This is a genomic window from Bifidobacterium sp. LH_512 (assembly GCF_056356435.1).
Genome location: NZ_JBKEUE010000001.1, coordinates 1,198,999 through 1,217,644, shown reverse-complemented (window position 1 = coordinate 1,217,644; position 18,646 = coordinate 1,198,999). Strand labels below are relative to the sequence as shown.

The window sequence follows — 18,646 nt, the reverse complement described above, 5'->3', positions numbered from 1 at the left end:
AACGACTTCCGAACAGAAGTAACAAACAAGGAGGGCAGCAATGCCGAAGATGAAAACCAATTCCGCCGCTTCCAAGCGCATCCGCGTCACTGGCTCCGGCAAGCTTGTGCACGCCGGCTCCGGCATGCGCCACAACCTCGAGCACAAGTCCGCTCGCAAGCGTCGCGCTCTGAAGGCCGATGAGGTGCTCGCTCCGAACCAGGTCAAGCGCATGAAGGGCCTGCTCGGTCGCTGAACCGCTCGCGACGAGTCGACAAATTAGACGTACATAGAAAGCTGAGGAAATAGATTATGGCACGTGTCAAGCGCGCAGTGAATGCCCACAAGAAGCGTCGCGTTGTTCTGGAACGCGCTTCCGGTTACCGCGGTCAGCGTTCTCGCCTGTACCGCAAGGCCAAGGAACAGCTGCTGCACTCCTTTACTTACAACTTCCGCGACCGTAAGGCTCGCAAGGGCGACTTCCGCAAGCTGTGGATCCAGCGCATCAACGCTGCCGTCCGCGCTGAAGGCATCACCTACAACCGCTTCATCCAAGGCCTGCACCTCGCTGGCATCGAGCTGGATCGCCGCGCTCTCGCCGAGCTGGCCGTTTCCGATCCGGAAACCTTCAAGGCCATCGTCGCTGAGGCCAAGGCTGCTCTGCCGGCCGATGTGAACGCTCCGGTCGAAGCCTGAGTCGCATAGCTGCCAAGCTAAGCCAAACTTCTCGAAAATCCTGGGTATGGTGCCGCATATGCACCTCCCGGGATTTTTTATTTCATTCCCCTGTCCATCTGCTGTCTGCCTGCATGTCCATTCCTCCTGCTCGCTTTTCCTCCGTCTACTTCAGCAAATGTGACCGTTTTTAGCTTTCGTTTCGGTCACTTTTGCTGGTGGGGTGGTTTTTCTTCAGCAGATGTGACCGTTTTCGAACCTTGTTTCGGTCACTTTTGCTGATGTACATGGTTTTCTTCAGCAAATGTGACCATAATGGTGTTGCAGTGTGCGTATGCGTGTGAGTATGTGCGTATATACTCTATGTCCATGCCTCATGCCGGATCATACGACGCCCTCCATCAGCTGCTGACGCAGTTTCTCGCGCATATCGATGTGGAACGCGGCCTGTCGAAAGCGACGGTCGCTGCATACGAGTCTGATTTGAACCGCTATATTGACTGGCTGCAGGCCAGTGGTATCGATGATTTGAACGACGTGAAAACCGGTGATGTTGAGGATTACGTCGCCACATTGGATGCTGCGGGGGAGAGCGCCCGCAGCAAGGCGCGCCGCTTGGCGAGCCTGCACGCATTTCATCGTTTTGCATTGGCTGAGAAGGCTGTTTCCGATGATGTCTCCTCTTCTGTGAAAGCGCCGAAAGGCGCCGATACGCTGCCGGATGTGCTGTCGATTGATGAAGTGACGCGATTATTGGATGCGGCGATGCCGGTCGCAAGGCGCGCCTCCGTCGATGATGGCGTTGCTGATGGCGCGATTGACAACGATTGTTCTGATGACAGCGCCCCTGATGATCGTGCTGTCGACGATGTTGCCGGTGGCGACGCAAAAATCACGGCATCTCCTTTTGCATACGCGGTAATGTTGCGTGACAAGGCATTGTTGGAATTCCTGTATGCGACGGGCGCGCGCGTTTCCGAAGCGGTCGACGTCGATATGAACGACATCGATTTCAACGAACATGTCGTTCGTCTTACCGGCAAAGGTTCGAAGCAACGTTTGGTGCCGGTCGGCAGATACGCAGTTGCCGCATTGCTTGACTATCTCAACAATGGTCGCGACATATTGGAGAACAAAGCCAAGTCGGCGCATGAGCGCAGGGCGGTGTTTCTGAACAAGCGCGGCAAACGTCTGTCACGGCAATCCGTGTGGGAAATCATCAAGGTCACGGGCGAACGCGCGCATATTGCCAAACCGTTGCATCCGCATACGCTGCGCCATTCCTTCGCCACGCATCTGATTCAGGGTGGCGCCGATGTGAGAACGGTACAGGAACTGCTCGGCCACGCTTCGGTGACGACAACGCAGATCTACACGCATATCAGTCCGGAAAGCCTGATTGAAACGTATTTGACGGCCCATCCTCGTGCACGCTGAATATGTCCGAAGCTTATGCGGAACACGGCCGTTGCTGAACTCCTGATGTGCAGTATGATTGGTTGACGCATGGCGGAGTATGCGATGTGGTGTTGGGAGAGATCCGGTTTGTTGGGGAACAAACTGTGAAACACATTTTCGACACGGCTTTCGGCAGTCCGCTGTGAGCTATGGATATTGATAAGGTTGACAGTATGCCTACGGATTTGCTTGGACGTGATTATGAAACGTTTCCTGCCCCGGAGCCGTTGCATCAGCACGGGCCGGCGCGGGTCATCGCCATGTGTAATCAGAAGGGTGGCGTCGGCAAGACCACCAGCTCCATCAATATTGCTGGCGCGTTGAGCCAGTATGGCCGTCGTGTGCTGATTGTTGATTTCGATCCGCAGGGTGCCGCCACAGTAGGCCTTGGTATTAATGCGAATACGGTGGAAGACACTGTGTATACCGCGTTGTTCAATCCGCGTATGGACGCGCATGAGGTGATTCATCACACCGAATTCGAAAATCTTGACATCATGCCGGCCAATATCGATCTTTCCGCCGCTGAGGTGCAGCTGGTCACCGAGGTCGGACGCGAACAGGTGCTTGCCGGCGTGCTGCGCCAGGTGCGCGATGAATACGATGTCATCATCGTTGACTGCCAGCCGTCGTTGGGCCTGTTGACGGTGAATGCGCTGACCGCCGCCGACGGCGTCATCATTCCGGTCGCCGCCGAATTTTTCGCGCTGCGTGGTGTGGCGCTGCTGATGCAGTCGATTGAAAAAGTGCAGATGCGCATTAATCCGGGATTGCAGGTGTATGGCGTGCTGGTCACGATGTTTACTCGTACGCTGCATTGCGAGGAAGTGCTGCAGCGTATTTATGAGGCCTTCCAGGGCAAGGTGTTCCATTCGGTGATTTCTCGTTCGATCAAGTTGCCGGATTCCACCGTCGCCGCCGCTCCGATCACGATTTACGCGCCAAATCATAAAACCGCGAAGGAATATCGTGAGGTGGCGCGTGAGCTGATTGCCGAGGGCGTGATTGCCTGAATGACGCAACGTTTTCCGTCCGCCGACATCGCCGGGGCGGGCGATGCCGCTGCGATGAATGATGTTTTTCCCCCGTCCGGCAACGCGTCTGCTTCTGGCATGCACGCTGATAATGCGTACTCCGGTGATGCCTACACTGATGGTGCGCGCGACGATAACGCGCCTGCTGGTGGTGAAGCGGATAAGGTCTCTGATAATACCCACGAAATCGGTTTCAGCGTCGATCTGGACGTATATTCCGGGCCGTTTGATGTTCTGCTATCGATGATCGCCGAGCGCCGTCTTGACGTTTCCCAAGTCGCGCTGTCGACGATCACCGAGGATTTCTTCAACTATGTGCGTGGTCTCGACGCCTCGCGCAATATGGATGAGGCCAGCGCGTTCATTGATGTCGCGTCGGTGTTGGTTGAGACGAAAAGCGCGACGCTGCTGCCCTCTGCGAGCGATGGCGCCGATGATGGCCACGCCGCCGAGGCGCTTCGCGAGCGTGATCTGCTGTTCGCCAGATTGTTGCAATACCGTGCCTTCAAGCAGGCGGCCTCCGATTTTCGCGCCCGTTTGGACGCCAACAGCGGCTGGTTTGCGCATCCTGCATCCTGTGATTGGCGGGAATCGAAGCCGCTGCCTGAATTGGTGTGGAAGGCGTCGCCTTTGGATTTGGCGTTGCTTGCGGTGAAGGCCTTCTCGTCGGCGCCGTCACGGCCGAGCATGCCGTTGCGTCAGTTGCATGTGCCGTTGGCTGATCTTCGCGAGCAGGCCCGTGTTGTGCGCGAACGGTTGAGTGGCCTCGGCGAGGGCGATTCGATGACGTTCGATCAGCTTATTGAAGATGCCGATGATCAGGCCGAAGTCGTCGCACGTTTTTTGGCGGTGCTCGCGTTTTTCAAGCAGGGCGTGCTGCGTTTTCGTCAGGACGGCCCGTTCGCCGGCCTGCATTTGCGTTGGGAAAAGACGGATTGGACGCAGGCTGACGATTTGGATGTAGGGGAGATGCAGTTTTGATGGTGGATGCAACGATGGATAGGGCGATGGGCAACGATGATATCGACGCTCGTATTGAAGCGGTGCTGATGGTGGCCGACCGTCCGGTTTCCGCGCAGGAATTCGCGCAGGTGTTGGGCGTGGACGTGCGGCTTGTGCGCGATGCATTGCTGCGTTTGCAGGATGAATATGACGGCGATGCCGCGCGTGGCGTTCGTGCGCGTGGTTTTGCGTTGCGTCATACGGCGAAAGGTTGGCGTTTGACGAGCCGCGTGGAATATGAGGATGTGGCTTCGCTGTTTGCGGCGGAGGGCCGCGAGACGACGTTGAGCCAGGCGGCGCTAGAGTCGTTGGCGATCATCGCATACCGGCAGCCGGTGACGCGCGCGCGGGTCGCGTCGATTCGCGGCGTGAATTCGGATGGCGTGATCCGTACATTGATGATTCGCGGGCTGATTCGCGAGGACGGTTATGACGCTGATTCTCATGCGACACTGCTGGCGACGTCCGATATGTTCTTGGAAAAAATGGGATTGAATTCGTTGGATGATCTGCCGGATTTGGCGCCGTTCATGCCGGCGCTGGAAGGCGTCGACGATGATTCGACCCTGTGATTCCGATATGTGACCACATAACGTGTACCACTTATAGTCATGATGACTATAAGTGGTACACTCGTGCATGACGACACGAGTGACGCTAGATGATGAAAGGAGAGCCATGGTATTCGGCAACGTTTCGGAACGACGCGCACAATCGCCGGAAGTCGGCGTTTCCGTAGTCATTTTGGCGTTGGAGCCGGGAGTGTCGGATGGTGCCGCATCATCCGGCCGTGGCCGTCTTTGGATGCCGCTGGTCAAACGAGTCAGGCAACCCTTCCTGGGCGCCTGGGCCCTGCCCGGCGGCAAGCTCAGGGCGGATCGCTCTTTGGAGGAATCCGCCTATCAGGCATTGGAATCAACCACCGACCTGCATCCGAAATATTTGGAACAGCTCTACACCTTCGGAGAGCCGGGCCGCTCGCATGGCGGACTGCCCATGGTGTCCGTCGTGTACTGGGCGCTGGTCGGCCGCGCCGAAGCCAAAGACCTCACGGCAAACGACAACGTCGCATGGTTCCCGGAAGACGAATTGCCCGAACTGGCCTTCGACCATCGGCAAATCGTCGACTACGCGTTGCAGCGGCTGCGTACGCGCATCGAGTATCCCGAAATCGCGACCAGACTCGTCGGTGAAACCTTCACGCTGCGCCAACTCCATGACGTATACGAGGCAATCACCGGCCAGACCATCGACCTGGCCAACTTCCGCCGCAAAATGCTCGCATCAGGCGAGCTGGAGGAAACCGGCGAAAAACTGCGCGAAGGCAAATCGCGCCCCGCATGCGTCTACCGGTACGCCCCGGCACGGGAAAGCATCACCGCGTGGAAGCCTTTCCAAGAGGAAACGCCAGACAATCCGGCGGATCCAAGCAGTTCCGCGAATCCGTCGACCGACGGTGCTGTCGGCTCATCGCATATCGATGATGCGATGAGCCCACTGATGCCGTAAAACGCGTCCAACCACGCCACGCCAATGCCGTAATCGGCTCAAAGTCGTGCGTCATCGTCATAGCCGTGCAACACCACGGCCACATTCAAGAGAAGGAATGATGATGGCACAGTCATCAACACAAGCGGCGCAAGCCGCACAGGCCGCCCCGCAGCGGCTGACCCGCAACGAACGCCTCGACAGGCTGCCGTTCAACAAAGCGCATCGCAAGCTGCTCGCCGCATCCGGCATCGGCTGGGCCTTCGACGCCATGGACGTCGGCCTCGTCTCCTTCGTCGTCGCCGCAATCGCAGTCGACCCGCATTTCAACCTGACCGACACCGAAAAATCGTGGGTGCTGTCCATCGGCTTCGTCGGCATGGCCATCGGAGCCGCCCTCGGCGGCTACATCGCCGACCGCGTAGGACGCAAAACCGTATTCACAGCAACCCTCGTCATCTTCGGCATCGCCAACGGCGCAATGGCGCTATCCTGGTCGCTCGGCATGCTGCTCGGCGCACGACTGATCATCGGCCTCGGTCTCGGCGCCGAACTGCCAGTCGCCTCAACACTGGTCTCCGAATTTTCACCGACCAAACAGCGCGGCCGCATGACCGTCCTGCTCGAATCCTTCTGGGCCATCGGCTGGATCATCGCCGCCATGATCGGCTACTTCGTCATCCCGAACACCGGCGACTGGGGTTGGCGCTGGGCGCTCGCCATCGGCGCGCTGCCGCTGCTGTACGCCATCGTCACACGTATCCATATCCCTGAATCCGTGCGCTTTCTCGAAGCGAAGGGCCGCGATGAGGAAGCCGAACAGGCCGTGCGCTATTTCGAAGCCGCCGGTGGCGTAACCCCCGTCGAATCCCCGAAGGGCATGGCGCTGCCGAAGATTCGCACCAGCGAACTGTTCGGCAACAAGTATCTGGCCCGCACCATCGCAATCTGGGCGACCTGGTTCTTCGTCAACTTCTCCTATTACGGCGCATTCACGTGGATGCCGAGCCTCCTGGCCGACGAATTCGGATCCCTTACCAAATCCTTCGGCTACACGCTGGTCATCTCCATCGCGCAGCTGCCCGGCTACTTCCTTGCCGCATGGCTGGTGGAGATCTGGGGACGCCGCAAAACTTTGAGCGTTTTCCTCGCAGTCTCCGCCGTAGCCGCCTTCGCGTTCTCGCAGGCCGGTTCCGTGGCGATGGTACTCGTGTTCGGCATGCTGCTGAGCGCCTCCAACCTCGGAGCGTGGGGCGTGTTGTATGCGGTGACGCCGGAGATCTATCCGACGCGTCTGCGCGGCGCCGCCTCCGGCGCGGCCGCCGCCGTGGGCCGTGCCGCCGCCATCATCGCGCCGCTGATGATGCCATGGTTCCTGGGAATTTCCGGCGGCGACAAGACCATCGCGTTCGTCGTGTTCGCCGTGGCCTTCATCCTCGCCTGCGTGGCGGCACTGTGCCTGCCCGAGCGCAAGGGCCTGGAATTGGAAGACTGAGCGCTGCCGATACACATTGGCGTCTTGTGTGAATTGACATTGACGGGCGTAGCCGTTGATAGGCGGCGCCCGTCAACACATGTCGCTATGCTTATGTCGGTTTGTGTGTGAGTACAGGTTCAGCAAATCATTCCAGTACGGACAGTTACGCAATAATCGATTAAGAGAGGTTTCGATGGCGGTTCGCGGTGATATCCGAAATGTAGCTATTGTGGCACACGTCGATCACGGCAAGACCACGCTGGTGAACGCAATGCTCCAGCAGTCCCACGTGTTCAACGAGCGTGAAGAGGTCCCGGATCGTGTGATGGATTCCAACGATCTGGAACGCGAGAAGGGCATCACCATCCTCGCCAAGAACACGGCCGTGCAGTACAACGGCCCGCTGGCAGAAAAGTACGGCCACCCGGAAGGCATCACCCTCAACATCATCGATACCCCGGGCCACGCCGACTTCGGCGGTGAAGTCGAACGCGGCATCTCCATGGTCGACGGCGTCGTGCTGCTCGTCGATGCTTCCGAAGGCCCGCTGCCGCAGACCCGTTTCGTGCTGCGCAAGGCCCTCGAAGCCAAGCTGCCGGTCATCCTGTGCGTGAACAAGGTGGACCGTCCGGACGCCCGTATCGAAGAAGTCGTCGGCGAAGCCTCCGACCTGCTGCTGGGCTTGGCCCAGGACGTCATCGAAGAAGGCATCGACCTCGACCTCGACTCCCTGCTCGATCTGCCGGTGATCTACTGCGCCGCCAAGGCCGGTTACGCTTCCGTCAACCAGCCGGCCAACGGTGGGCTGCCGGACAACGACAATCTGGAACCGCTGTTCGACTCCATCATCTCCAATATTCCGGCTCCGGAATACGACGAGGACGCGCCGCTGCAGGCCCACGTCGCCAACATCGACTCCTCCGACTTCCTCGGCCGTCTGGGCCTGGTCCGCATCTACAACGGCACGCTGGAAAAAGGCAAGACCTACGGCCTGTCCCGTGTGGACGGCTCCATTGAAAACTTCCGCGTCTCCGAGCTGCTGCGCACGCAGGGCCTGGAACGCACTCCGGTCGAATCCGCAGGTCCGGGCGACATCGTCGCCGTCGCCGGCGTGAACGACATCATGATCGGCGAAACCATCGTCGATCCGGCCGACCCGCGTCCGCTGCCGCTGATCCACGTGGACGACCCGGCCATCTCCATGACCTTCGGCATCAACGATTCCCCGCTGGCCGGCACCGAAGGCAAGGATCATAAGCTCACCGCCCGCATGATCAAGGACCGTCTCGACCGCGAGCTCATCGGCAACGTGTCCATCAAGGTGCTGCCGACCGAGCGTCCGGACGCCTGGGAAGTGCAGGGCCGTGGAGAACTGGCGCTGGCCGTGCTCGCCGAGCAGATGCGCCGTGAAGGCTACGAGCTGACCGTCGGACGCCCGCAGGTCGTCACCAAGACCATCGACGGTGAAATCTGCGAGCCGATGGAAAACACCACCATCGATGTGCCGGACGAGTACATGGGCACTGTCACCCAGCTAATGGCCGACCGCAAGGGCCGTATGGATGGCATGTCCAACCACGGTTCCGGCTGGGTCCGCCTGCAGTTCACCGTGCCGAGCCGCGGCCTGATCGGCTTCCGCACCGCACTGCTGTCCGCGACCCGCGGCACCGGCATCGCATCCTCCATCTCCGCCGGCTACGCTCCGTGGGCCGGCCAGATCACGATCCGTCAGAACGGCTCCATGGTCTGCGATCGTAAGGGCGTCGCAACCCCGTACGCCATGCAGCGTCTGCAGGCCCGCGGCAACTTCTTCGTCGAACCGCAGTCCCCGGTGTACGAAGGCCAGGTCGTCGGCGTGAACAACAAGCCGGAAGAGCTGGACGTGAACATCACGCTGGCCAAGCACATGACCAACATGCGTTCCTCCACCGCCGACGTGCTGGAAACCCTGACCCCGCCGATCAAGATGAGTCTTGAAGAGTCGCTCGACTTCGCCAACGAAGACGAGTGCGTGGAAGTCACGCCGGAATCCATCCGCGTGCGCAAGATCATCCTCAACCGCGAAGAATGGTACAAGTGGCGCGCCAAGCAGCGTCGCCAGAACGCCCAGAACGGCAAGTGAATTTTACTGTCGCCGCTTCGGTTCAAATCTGGGTTCCAATCCGACTTCGCGCCCTAATCCGGAGCGTAAAGCCTGATGTGGCGTCCTAATCCGAAATAACAGTACGGGGAATTACATTCCCAGGGTCCAAAAGCCCTGCACAATGTAATCCCCGTACTGTTATTCCATTTTCCGGTCCTGCTTGAGGACCTGTTTCGTAAAAACCACGTGGTTTTGACAGTTTTGCCCCTATTAAGCCGGCTGTTTCGTTAAAACCACGTGGTTTTTACGTTTTAGGGCCTGTTTGGAGGGCTTGTTCGTAAGAACCACGTGGTTTTTACGAAATGGGAGGGCAGGATGCGTGGTTTGGACGAGGATGCGAACACAAGTGGGGTGCTGTGGCATACTGGGGCTATGACTTTGCCGCTTTCCGTTGACCAGAACACCAGCCAGAAGAATATCCAGAATTCCGGTACGAATGCCGATCAGGGGAGCGTCAACAAGAAGAGCGCCAGCCAAAATACCGACGCCCAGCATAACGGTGACGTCCGGCAGACCGACCTTTCGCTGTTGCCATGGTCGCATCGGCAGCGCGTCGGCGTCAAAATGCTGATTACGGTGTTAAGCGGCATCGCTGTCGGCATTATCGGCACGGCGGCGCACCGCATGGGCGCCGCGCAGAATATTCCGTATGGTCTTGTGCTGGCCTTCCTGATTGTCGGCCTTTCCGCATGGTGCGCGCGTTCACGCAGCGGTGTGATCGGCATCGGCTTGCATTTGATCGCTTCGTCAGGTGCAGTGTGGATGATGGCGATGCGTGGTCCGGGCGGCGACGCGATGCTGCCGGTCGGATTCACCATTCCACTGCCGTTTTTCAGCGAGTATGCCGCATACATATGGTTGTTTGGCGTCACCATTGTGCAGATGATTATGGTGACGTTGCCGTCCCGCTGGTTTGTGATGCCGCCGCGCGAAGCCGTTGCAATGCAGAAAACGGATACGCCGGATGATGCGGATGATGATGTGTCGCACAATAATGCTGGCGTAACGCAAGATGATGCCACTACAAGCGATGCCGCGCCATGTGGCATCGCCGCAGCAGATGAGGAGACCGTACGATGAGCGCACGCAAATTGTATTATTTGGGGCCTCGAGGCACGTTCACTCATCAGGCCGCCGTGAATGCGGCGGAAATGCTTGCGTCGTCGGTTGCTTCAGACGTTGATGCTGGCGATGCCTCAAGCAGTGACATCGAACCGATTGCTGCTTCTGACGTTCCTTCCATTATGCAAGCCGTTCAGCAGGGTGACGGCTGGGGTGTGGTCGCTTGGGAGAATAATGTCGAAGGCTATGTCGTTCCGAATCTGGACATGCTGATCGACGCGTCCGACGCCGTTGGCTTCGCGCGTGTCGCAGTGAACGTGGATTTCGACGCGTTCATCCTTCCCGGTCAGAAGCTGGAGGAGTGCACGCAGCTCACCGCGCACGCGCATGGTCTGGCGCAATGCCGCCGTTTCGCCGCCGAACATAATCTGCAGTCGGAGCCGGCTTCGTCGAATGCGGCCGCATGCCGCGATATACAGCCCGGCCAGGTGGCGCTCGGCCCTGCAATCTGCGGTGATTTGTACGGTTTGCATCGCGTCGGCTCCGCCGTGCAGGATTATTCCGGCGGCCACACGGAATTCCTGGTATTGGCACGACGCGACGAAGCCGCTGCGATACTGCATAGTATGCGCGGTGCGACACGGTCCGCATCGCAAGCGCAATCCGATGCACAGCCCTGTGCCGGCGATGCTTCCACCGTTAACGAATACGAGTCGGTGATCACGTTCATTCCGTTGGTCACAGGTCCGGGCGTCTTGGCGAATCTGCTGGACGTGTTGCGCGATCGCGGTCTCAATATGACCAGCTTCATTTCGCGTCCGATCAAAGGCCATGACGGCACGTACAGCTTCATCGCCACCGTCGATGCCGCGCCATGGGAATCCCGCTTCCGTGATGCGATCATCGAAATCGTCGAACACGGCGATTGGGTGAAAACATTGGCCGTATATCCGCGTCGCGAACGACCGAATCCGCCGGTTGACGCGTGGATGCTGCCCGAAGGCGGCGTGCGGATGAACGGTTTGCCGCGGAACGAAACATTCTGGGGGAACACGTCGGCAGCGAGAAGGGAATTGCTGTGGTAGAAGTCGCAAACAGCAACAATACAACCACCGTCGGTATTGTTGGCCTTGGCCTGATTGGCGGTTCACTGGCACGTCGTCTCACCGGTCGTGCCTGCCAGGTGTTGGCGTGGAACCATAATCCGCGCCCCTACGAATCCGCCGAGCGGGCTGGCATCACCTGTATGCCGACGCTGGAAGCATTGGCCCGGTCAAATCCCGATATCATCGTCCTGTGCAATCCGCTTAAGGCGATGCCCGATATACTGCAGCGTCTGTCGACGGTAATCAATCGCAATACAACAACGCTTACTGATGTCGGCAGCGTCAAGGGCATGGTGCGCGAGCAGGTCAAGGCGGCGGGATTGTCGGATTGCTATGTCGGCGCGCATCCGATGGCGGGCAATGAGCTTTCCGGCTGGGCTGCGGCCGACCCCGCACTGTATGACGATGCGCTTTGGGCGTTGACGGTCGATAGGCACACCGCGTATCAACGTTTCCTTGCCGTGGCGCGCATGGTCGTGGGTAAAGTCGGCAACCGCATCATCGTGCTCGACGACGGCACACACGACGAGGCCGCAGCATTGATTTCGCATATGCCGCACGCCGTTTCGACGGCGATGATCAACGAGCTCGTCGATGCGCCGCAGCGTAATGTCGCCGCAGCGCTTGCCGCAGGATCCTGGCGTGATATGACGCGCGTCGCACTGACCGACCCCGATCGCACGCGCGCGATGATCGAAGAGGATTCGGCGAATGTGGAAGCGCTATTGCGCAATATGGCCTCGCGCTTGACCGCCGCCGCCGACATGCTGCATGATATGCGCGAAACTGGCGGCGTACCGCCCGAATGGCTGGAATTCTTCTCCCACGGCGATCCCTTCCGCACGTACAAGCAAGCCGCGCACGCACCTGCCTCTCAGCAATCGCGGGCAGCGCGGCAACCGCAGGAATCGTCCAATCGGACGGAAGGCAATCACGTCTTGCATATTCCCGCCGACGATTGGCAACAGGCGTTATTGCAATCCGCCTTGCGAGGCGAACACGTTATGGCGATCCGCAGCGACCACGAATTCGAAGTGCGTGTCACATCCGCGCTGTAACAGTACATATGTGCACATGTGTGACGGCAATTACAGGCACACGTCACAAGAAATCAGGCGCAGGCAATCAGTCACCAGTACACAAAGCAACAAGCAAATGCATAAAGTAAAACGCAATACCGCGCGCGAAACGTCGAGGGCAACCGCATATGACGGTTGCCCTCGATTCGTATTACGCCGACCGTCATGCCGGCTGCGGGAAACGACGCTCCGGTACGGGTTTCAATGTGACGACGGAATCCGCGTTGATTTTGACCCGCTGTTCCGGACGCCTGCCGTCCGGCGTCGCGTCGCGCATCATATCGAGGGTTTCGCCGTCCCACGACAGCACATGCCCTACATAATCGCGGAATTTCATGCGATTATCGCTCGGATCGATGCCGTCGCATGTTCTGACGACGATGCGTGCACCTGTCGGAATTTCATTGGGCAGCCTTGTCATATTACCTCCTCCATCGTTTGGTCGTACGCCAGGGGCGGCCATGGCGTAAAGCCGTTCGACTCAATCGTTCGCCGGCGTCGCTGCCGACTCGACGGATGACGCGCCGTCTCAATTGCGATCTAGTGTATATGGTACGCCTGAGGCCGCGGAATTCGTGGGCTTTCATTTCCGCGCGTATAAGATGTCGCCGCATGCATCGTATGTGCGCGGCATAAGTCGTCGCCGCGTCAGCATGGCTGCCACAAAGAAGGGGAGTGCGTTCATGCAATCGCATGTGAATGATTACCTGCTGTATCTCAAAGCGAATCGCGGATTAAGCGACAACACGCGCAAAGCCTACGAATCGGATATCGTCGAATGTTTGCAGGCGCTGGCACGGATGGGTGCCGAATCGCTTGACGAAGTGACACTTGAAGATTTGCGCGCATGGATGGCGGCGGCCTCGCGTTCTCATGCGCGCAGCAGTATGGCGCGTAAAACGGTAGCCGTTCGCGGATTTTTCGCATGGTGCCATGAGCATGATGTGATCTCCTCGGATCCTGCCTGCATGTTGATGACGCCGAAGATTCCCGATGCGTTGCCGGCTGTGTTGAACGAGGAACAGGCGTCGCATTTGATGGATCGTGCCGAGGAGGACGCGCATGATGGTGTGCGCGCAGTGTCGGAGAAGTCGCAAAGTGATACGCATGATACGCAGTGTGATGATACGTATATAAAAGAGTCTGCGGTGCGGTTGCGCGATGCCGCGATGCTGGAATTGCTATATGCGACGGGGATTCGTGTGGGGGAGTTGGTTGGTCTTGACGTCGGCGACGTAAATTTTGATAATCGCACGGTGAAGGTGACGGGTAAGGGCAACAAGCAGCGTGTCGTTCCGTTTGGTGTACCTGCGGCTTCGGCCTTACGGCAATGGATTGACGCCGGCCGTTCTCGTTTGGCAAAAAAACCTGCTGGCGATGCGCTATTCGTCGGTGCGAGGGGAGCGAGAATCGACCAGCGTGTGGTGCGCGATATCGTGCATGCGCATGCCCGCTCGGCAGGCGTTCCCGATATAGGGCCGCATGCGTTGCGGCATAGCGCGGCCACACATATGTTGGATGGTGGTGCGGATTTGCGTGAAGTGCAGGAGATGTTGGGGCATTCGTCGCTGAAAACGACGCAGCGATATACGCATGTGTCGGTCGAACAGTTGAAGGCGCGGTATGGTTTGGCGTTTCCGCGCGCCTGAACGTTTCAAAATTTTAATATCCGAACAATTAATGTTCATTATGTGATAATTTTGCGATGTGTCTTGACTTGTGACGGTATACGGTTCGAATTTGGTGCCCCTTGCGGCTAACATATGAAAGTCTTTACAACGAGTCGGCTTGCAACGACCATATATCGGTAAGAGCAACCGCAACCATCACTGGTACAAGGAGGAAGGATGGCCAAGGCTCTATGCTGAAATTCATTGCCAAGCGCCTCGCGAACTATGTGGTCATGCTGTTTGTAGCGATTTCATTCACGTACTTCATGGCATCCGCGTTCATGAGCCCTCGCTCGAACTATGAGTCTCGCACTCCGCGTCCGCCGCAGGCGTCCATCGAGCGCACGCTTGATCTGGCGAACATCAACGACCATACGTCGATTTTCGTTCGCTATTGGAACTGGCTGACCGGTATCGTCACCAAGTGGGACTGGGGACTGTCTCCGTCCCTGGACTCCGTCAACGGCGCATTGGGCCCGCGAATCCTCGCCTCCATTCAACTGGTGACCATCTCCACCATTCTTTCCATCGTGCTTGGCGTGGCCTTGGGCATCTTCACCGCACAGCGTCAGTACAAGTGGCAGGACCGCTTCTTCAGCGCCACCGCCACGCTGTTCCTGGTCATCCCGTCCGCGGTTCTGGCCCTGATCATCGTACTCACCGCCATTTCCATCAACGATGCGCTCGGCTTCCGCCTGTTCTATGTCACCGGTCTGTCGAGTTACAAGGGCAGTAACATACTGATGGCCCTGGGGGACACGTTGCAGCATCTGATTCTGCCGACGCTGTCGTTGACATTGCTGGGCATGGTGAGCTACCATCTGACGCAGCGCACCTATCTGCTCGACGAAATGCACGCCGATTATGTGCGCACGGCACGTATGAAGGGTCTGACCCGCAAGCAGGCCGTGCGCCGTCACGCGTTGCGCGCTTCCCTGATCCCAACCGGCGTGAACGTGGCCTTCTCCATTTCCTCGGTGTTCACCGGCGCGGTCATCACCGAATCGATTTTCGCCATCAACGGTATGGGTAAGTACTTCATCACAGCCATCAACAACAATGACATTAACGCCTCGGTTGCCATCGCCGCGTTCGGCGGCACCTGCACGCTGATCGGCGCGCTGCTGGCCGACATCTTCTCCGCGTGGCTCGATCCGCGCATCAAGATGAGCTGAGTGAGAGGGGAATATCACATTGAGTGACGCAAATACCAATGCAGAGGCGCTTCAGATCGCTGATGAAATCCGTCAGGATGCGAACGACGGTGAATCCGGCGAAGTCAAGCATCTGAGCTACGGCACGCTGATCGCACGACGCTTCTTCCGTCAGAAGTCCGCAGTGGCCGGCGTAGTCCTGTTCGCCATCCTGCTGCTGTTCGCATTGTTCGGCGGCAATCTGACCAAGTGGTCCTACGATGATCCTGACTTTCTGTCGATTTCCGATCCGCCGAGCGCATCCCACTACTTCGGCACCGATCCAGGCGGCCTTGATCTGTTCGCTATGGTTTCCCATGGCTTGGGCAAATCCATGCTGATCGGTCTGCTCACCTCGTTGATTATCATGACGATCGCTGCCATTTATGGCACCGCCATCGCTTTCTTCGGCGGTTGGGTTGAACGCATCGGCATGTGGATCCTCGATACGTTGCTGGTCATCCCGAGCTTCCTGCTGGTGGCCATGATCGTACGTGCCGCTAAGTCCGCCTCCGGCTGGATTTGGCTGGTCATTGGCCTTGCCGCTTTCGGCTGGGTCGGTTATGCTCGAATCATCCGCACCATGACCTTGTCGTTGCGTGAACGCGATTACATCAAGGCTGCGCGCTTCATGGGCGTCGGTTCCTTCAAGGTCATCATCCGCCATCTCGTTCCGAACCTCGCTTCGATGATCATCGTCAACACCGTGCTTGGCATCGTGAACGCCATCGCTTCTGAAACCGCACTGTCGTACCTTGGCGTCGGCATCAAGCCGCCGGACGTTTCGCTCGGCTCCATCCTGCAGACCGGCGCTACCACCACGCAAACGGCTCCGTGGATCGTTATCTTCCCGTCCATCGTCCTGATTCTGCTGACTTTCAGTCTGCAGCTGATCGGCGACGGTCTGCGTGACGCACTCGACCCAAACTCCGCCGCAAGCGGACAGGTGTCCGCCTGATGTTCAGAAAGACGACTATGAGCAAGAAGAACAAGAATAAGGTCACCGAAAGCATCCTCGCGCATGCCAGCGGTGAAATCGTGCGTGACGATATTCTGGAATACGAACTGCTGGAAGGCCACGGCTCGAAAGGCGCCCCACAGGGCGATCCGATTATGCAGGTTCGTGACCTGCATGTCTCCTTCGCCACCGAAGCCGGTGTCTGCCGTGCCGTACGCGGCGTGAACTTCGACCTGTGGCGTGGCCGTACCCTCGGCATCGTCGGCGAATCCGGTTCCGGTAAGTCCGTTACCGCATTGAGCCTGATTGGCCTGCTTGATGACAACGCCAAGGTCGAAGGCTCCATCAAGATGAACGGTGTCGAGCTGGTCGGCCGCTCCGATGAAGAGATGAGCACCATCCGTGGTGAGAACATCGCTATGGTGTTTCAGGACCCGTTATCCGCCCTGACACCAATGTTCAGCATCGGCGATCAGATTGCCGAGTGTCTGACCACGCATCATCCGGATATGACCAAGCAGCAGATTCACGACCGTTGCGTCGAACTGTTGGAACTGGTCGGCATTCCGCAGCCTGAAGAGCGTCTGAATAGCTTCCCGCACCAGTTCTCCGGCGGCATGCGTCAGCGTGTGATGATCGCCATCGCCATCGCCAACGAGCCTGATGTGATTATCGCCGACGAACCGACCACCGCTTTGGATGTGACCATCCAAGCCCAGATTCTCGACGTGTTGGACAAAGCCCAGAAGGAAACCGGTGCTGCCGTCGTGCTGATCACCCACGACTTGGGTGTTGTGGCAGGTGCCGCCGATGATATTCTCGTCATGTATGCCGGCCGTCCGGTCGAACGCGCCAGCATCGACGATATTTTCGAAAAGCCGTCGATGCCGTACACGATGGGTCTGTTGGGTGCTGTTCCGAAGCCGCATATTGCGGCTAATCAGCGTCTGGTGCCGATTCAGGGCAATCCGCCGTCGTTGGTTGATATTCCGAAAGGCTGCCCGTTCTCTCCGCGTTGCCCGTTGGCGATCCCGGAATGCTCCATGGCTGAGCCGGAGCTGTCGTTGGTTGATGAGACGCAGGGCCATTTGGCTTCCTGCCGTCGTCTCGACGAAATCATCAGCAAAAACATGAAGTATACGGACGTGTTCCCCGTTCCGGACCTGCTGCCCGCCGAATGGGCCGATGTACCGCGCGACCAGCGCCCGGTGACGCTGGAGGTCGAGCATCTGCGCAAGACCTTCCCCCTGACAGGCAAGGGTCTGTTCCATCGTACCGTGGGCCGCGTCGTAGCCGTCGACGACGTCACGTTCAAGATTCGTCAGGGTGAAACCTTGGCCTTGGTGGGTGAATCCGGTTCCGGAAAGTCCACCACGCTGATGGAGATCATGAACCTGATGAAGCCGGAAGACGGCAGGATCGTCGTGCTTGGCCATGATCTGGGCGAGATGAAAGGCAAAGCCGAACGCAGGGCGCTGCGCAAGGACCTGCAGATCATCTTCCAGGATCCCATGAGCTCGCTCGACCCGCGTATGACCATCTATGACGTGCTCGCCGAGCCGTTGAAGGTCCACAAGTGGAGTAAGGAACAGATCAACAAGCGCATCGCCGAACTGATGAATCTGGTCGGCATCAACCCTGACTATGTCGATCGTTTCCCGTCGCAGTTCTCCGGCGGCCAGCGTCAGCGTATTTCCATCGCTCGTGCTTTGGCCACCGATCCGAAGGTATTGCTGCTCGATGAGCCGATCGCATCCCTCGATGTGTCGATTCAGGCCGGCGTGATCAACCTGTTGGAGGATCTGCAGGCCAAGCTCAAGATCTCCTACCTGTTCGTTGCGCACGATCTGGCGGTTATCCGTCACATTTCCGATCGTGTCGCGGTCATGTATCTGGGGCAGGTTGTCGAGCTCGGCGAAACCGAAGATGTCTTCAGCCATCCACGCCACCCGTACACCCAGGCGTTGCTGTCCGCCATCCCGGTGCCGGATCCGCGTATCGAACGTACGCGTAACCGCATCATTCTCAAGGGTGATCTGCCGAGTCCGGCCGAACATCATGAGGGATGTCGCTTCGCCTCTCGTTGTCCGGTCAAGCTCACGTTGGGCGCCGAACAGCAGAGGATGTGCGAGGGAAAGCGTCCTGTGCTGGTTTCGGATGCGCAGAACCCCACGGAGTTCGCCTGCCACTTCCCGCTCGACGTGACCGAGGACACTAGACCGTTCTAAGGGAAATGCGATAAGTGACAGTAAGGGGCTTGAATCGAAACGATTCAAGCCCCTGTTGTGTATCGTTCGGAATGCCGTCTGCTTTTGCAGGCGA

17 protein-coding genes are annotated in these 18,646 nt (G+C 58.4%); 16 read left to right on the top strand and 1 reads right to left on the bottom strand.

The features are described from left to right. The first annotated feature begins 40 nt into the window (after positions 1-40). From rpmI to AC1AWD_RS05185, 12 genes are all read left to right on the top strand, one after another. Positions 41-235, top strand: coding sequence for a 50S ribosomal protein L35 (rpmI, locus tag AC1AWD_RS05240; protein WP_476508242.1), 195 nt, complete (start codon positions 41-43; stop codon positions 233-235). A 56-nt stretch (positions 236-291) separates the two neighbouring features. Next, a complete protein-coding gene (rplT, locus tag AC1AWD_RS05235) occupies positions 292-675 on the top strand; it encodes a 50S ribosomal protein L20 (protein WP_476564274.1) in 384 nt (127 codons plus the stop codon). Positions 676-1,023: 348 nt separating this feature from the next. Further along, positions 1,024-2,091, top strand: a complete 1,068-nt coding sequence (locus AC1AWD_RS05230; RefSeq protein WP_476564273.1) for a site-specific tyrosine recombinase — start codon at positions 1,024-1,026, stop codon at positions 2,089-2,091. Positions 2,092-2,261: 170 nt separating this feature from the next. After that, positions 2,262-3,125: a ParA family protein gene (locus AC1AWD_RS05225; RefSeq protein ID WP_476564272.1), complete on the top strand. Its 864-nt coding sequence runs from the start codon at positions 2,262-2,264 to the stop codon at positions 3,123-3,125. Between the two features lie 99 nt (positions 3,126-3,224). Continuing rightward, positions 3,225-4,127, top strand: coding sequence for a segregation and condensation protein A (locus tag AC1AWD_RS05220; RefSeq protein WP_476564615.1), 903 nt, complete (start codon positions 3,225-3,227; stop codon positions 4,125-4,127). After that, positions 4,127-4,720 carry an SMC-Scp complex subunit ScpB gene (gene scpB, locus AC1AWD_RS05215; protein ID WP_476564270.1) on the top strand — a complete coding sequence of 198 codons (594 nt, stop codon included), beginning with the start codon at positions 4,127-4,129 and terminating at the stop codon, positions 4,718-4,720. Before AC1AWD_RS05220 ends, scpB begins: the two co-directional genes overlap by 1 nt. Positions 4,721-4,826: 106 nt before the next feature. Then, positions 4,827-5,657, top strand: a complete 831-nt coding sequence (locus tag AC1AWD_RS05210; RefSeq protein ID WP_476564268.1) for an NUDIX hydrolase — start codon at positions 4,827-4,829, stop codon at positions 5,655-5,657. A 103-nt stretch (positions 5,658-5,760) separates the two neighbouring features. After that, on the top strand, positions 5,761-7,131 hold the full coding sequence (locus AC1AWD_RS05205; protein ID WP_476564266.1) for an MFS transporter: 1,371 nt from the start codon (positions 5,761-5,763) through the stop codon (positions 7,129-7,131). 175 nt (positions 7,132-7,306) lie between these two features. Next, a complete protein-coding gene (gene typA / locus AC1AWD_RS05200; RefSeq protein WP_476564264.1) occupies positions 7,307-9,235 on the top strand; it encodes a translational GTPase TypA in 1,929 nt (642 codons plus the stop codon). 393 nt (positions 9,236-9,628) lie between these two features. Continuing rightward, positions 9,629-10,336 (top strand): hypothetical protein, encoded by a 708-nt coding sequence (locus tag AC1AWD_RS05195; RefSeq protein WP_476564262.1) that lies wholly within the window; start codon positions 9,629-9,631, stop codon positions 10,334-10,336. Continuing rightward, positions 10,333-11,403, top strand: coding sequence for a prephenate dehydratase (locus AC1AWD_RS05190; RefSeq protein WP_476564260.1), 1,071 nt, complete (start codon positions 10,333-10,335; stop codon positions 11,401-11,403). The genes AC1AWD_RS05195 and AC1AWD_RS05190 overlap by 4 nt, the downstream gene beginning before the upstream one ends. Then, entirely contained in the window at positions 11,397-12,482 is a 1,086-nt protein-coding gene (locus tag AC1AWD_RS05185) for a prephenate dehydrogenase (RefSeq protein ID WP_476564258.1), read from the top strand. The genes AC1AWD_RS05190 and AC1AWD_RS05185 overlap by 7 nt, the downstream gene beginning before the upstream one ends. Positions 12,483-12,666: 184 nt before the next feature. Here the strand turns inward: AC1AWD_RS05185 and AC1AWD_RS05180 are convergent, their stop codons facing one another. Continuing rightward, positions 12,667-12,924: a DUF6725 family protein gene (locus AC1AWD_RS05180; protein WP_476564256.1), complete on the bottom strand. Its 258-nt coding sequence runs from the start codon at positions 12,922-12,924 to the stop codon at positions 12,667-12,669. Positions 12,925-13,186: 262 nt separating this feature from the next. Here AC1AWD_RS05180 and AC1AWD_RS05175 point away from each other — a divergent pair, with 262 nt between their 5' ends. The 4 genes from AC1AWD_RS05175 (at position 13,187) to AC1AWD_RS05160 (ending at position 18,552) form a co-directional block, all read left to right on the top strand. Next, the gene (locus tag AC1AWD_RS05175; RefSeq protein WP_476564254.1) at positions 13,187-14,152 is read left to right on the top strand and encodes a tyrosine recombinase XerC; all 966 of its coding nucleotides are present in this window, start codon (positions 13,187-13,189) and stop codon (positions 14,150-14,152) included. 212 nt (positions 14,153-14,364) lie between these two features. Further along, positions 14,365-15,348 (top strand): ABC transporter permease, encoded by a 984-nt coding sequence (locus AC1AWD_RS05170; RefSeq protein ID WP_476564252.1) that lies wholly within the window; start codon positions 14,365-14,367, stop codon positions 15,346-15,348. Positions 15,349-15,367: 19 nt separating this feature from the next. Next, the gene (locus tag AC1AWD_RS05165) at positions 15,368-16,324 is read left to right on the top strand and encodes an ABC transporter permease (protein WP_476564250.1); all 957 of its coding nucleotides are present in this window, start codon (positions 15,368-15,370) and stop codon (positions 16,322-16,324) included. A gap of 17 nt (positions 16,325-16,341) precedes the next feature. Further along, positions 16,342-18,552 (top strand): dipeptide ABC transporter ATP-binding protein, encoded by a 2,211-nt coding sequence (locus AC1AWD_RS05160; protein WP_476564248.1) that lies wholly within the window; start codon positions 16,342-16,344, stop codon positions 18,550-18,552. The last annotated feature ends 94 nt before the right edge of the window (positions 18,553-18,646 follow it).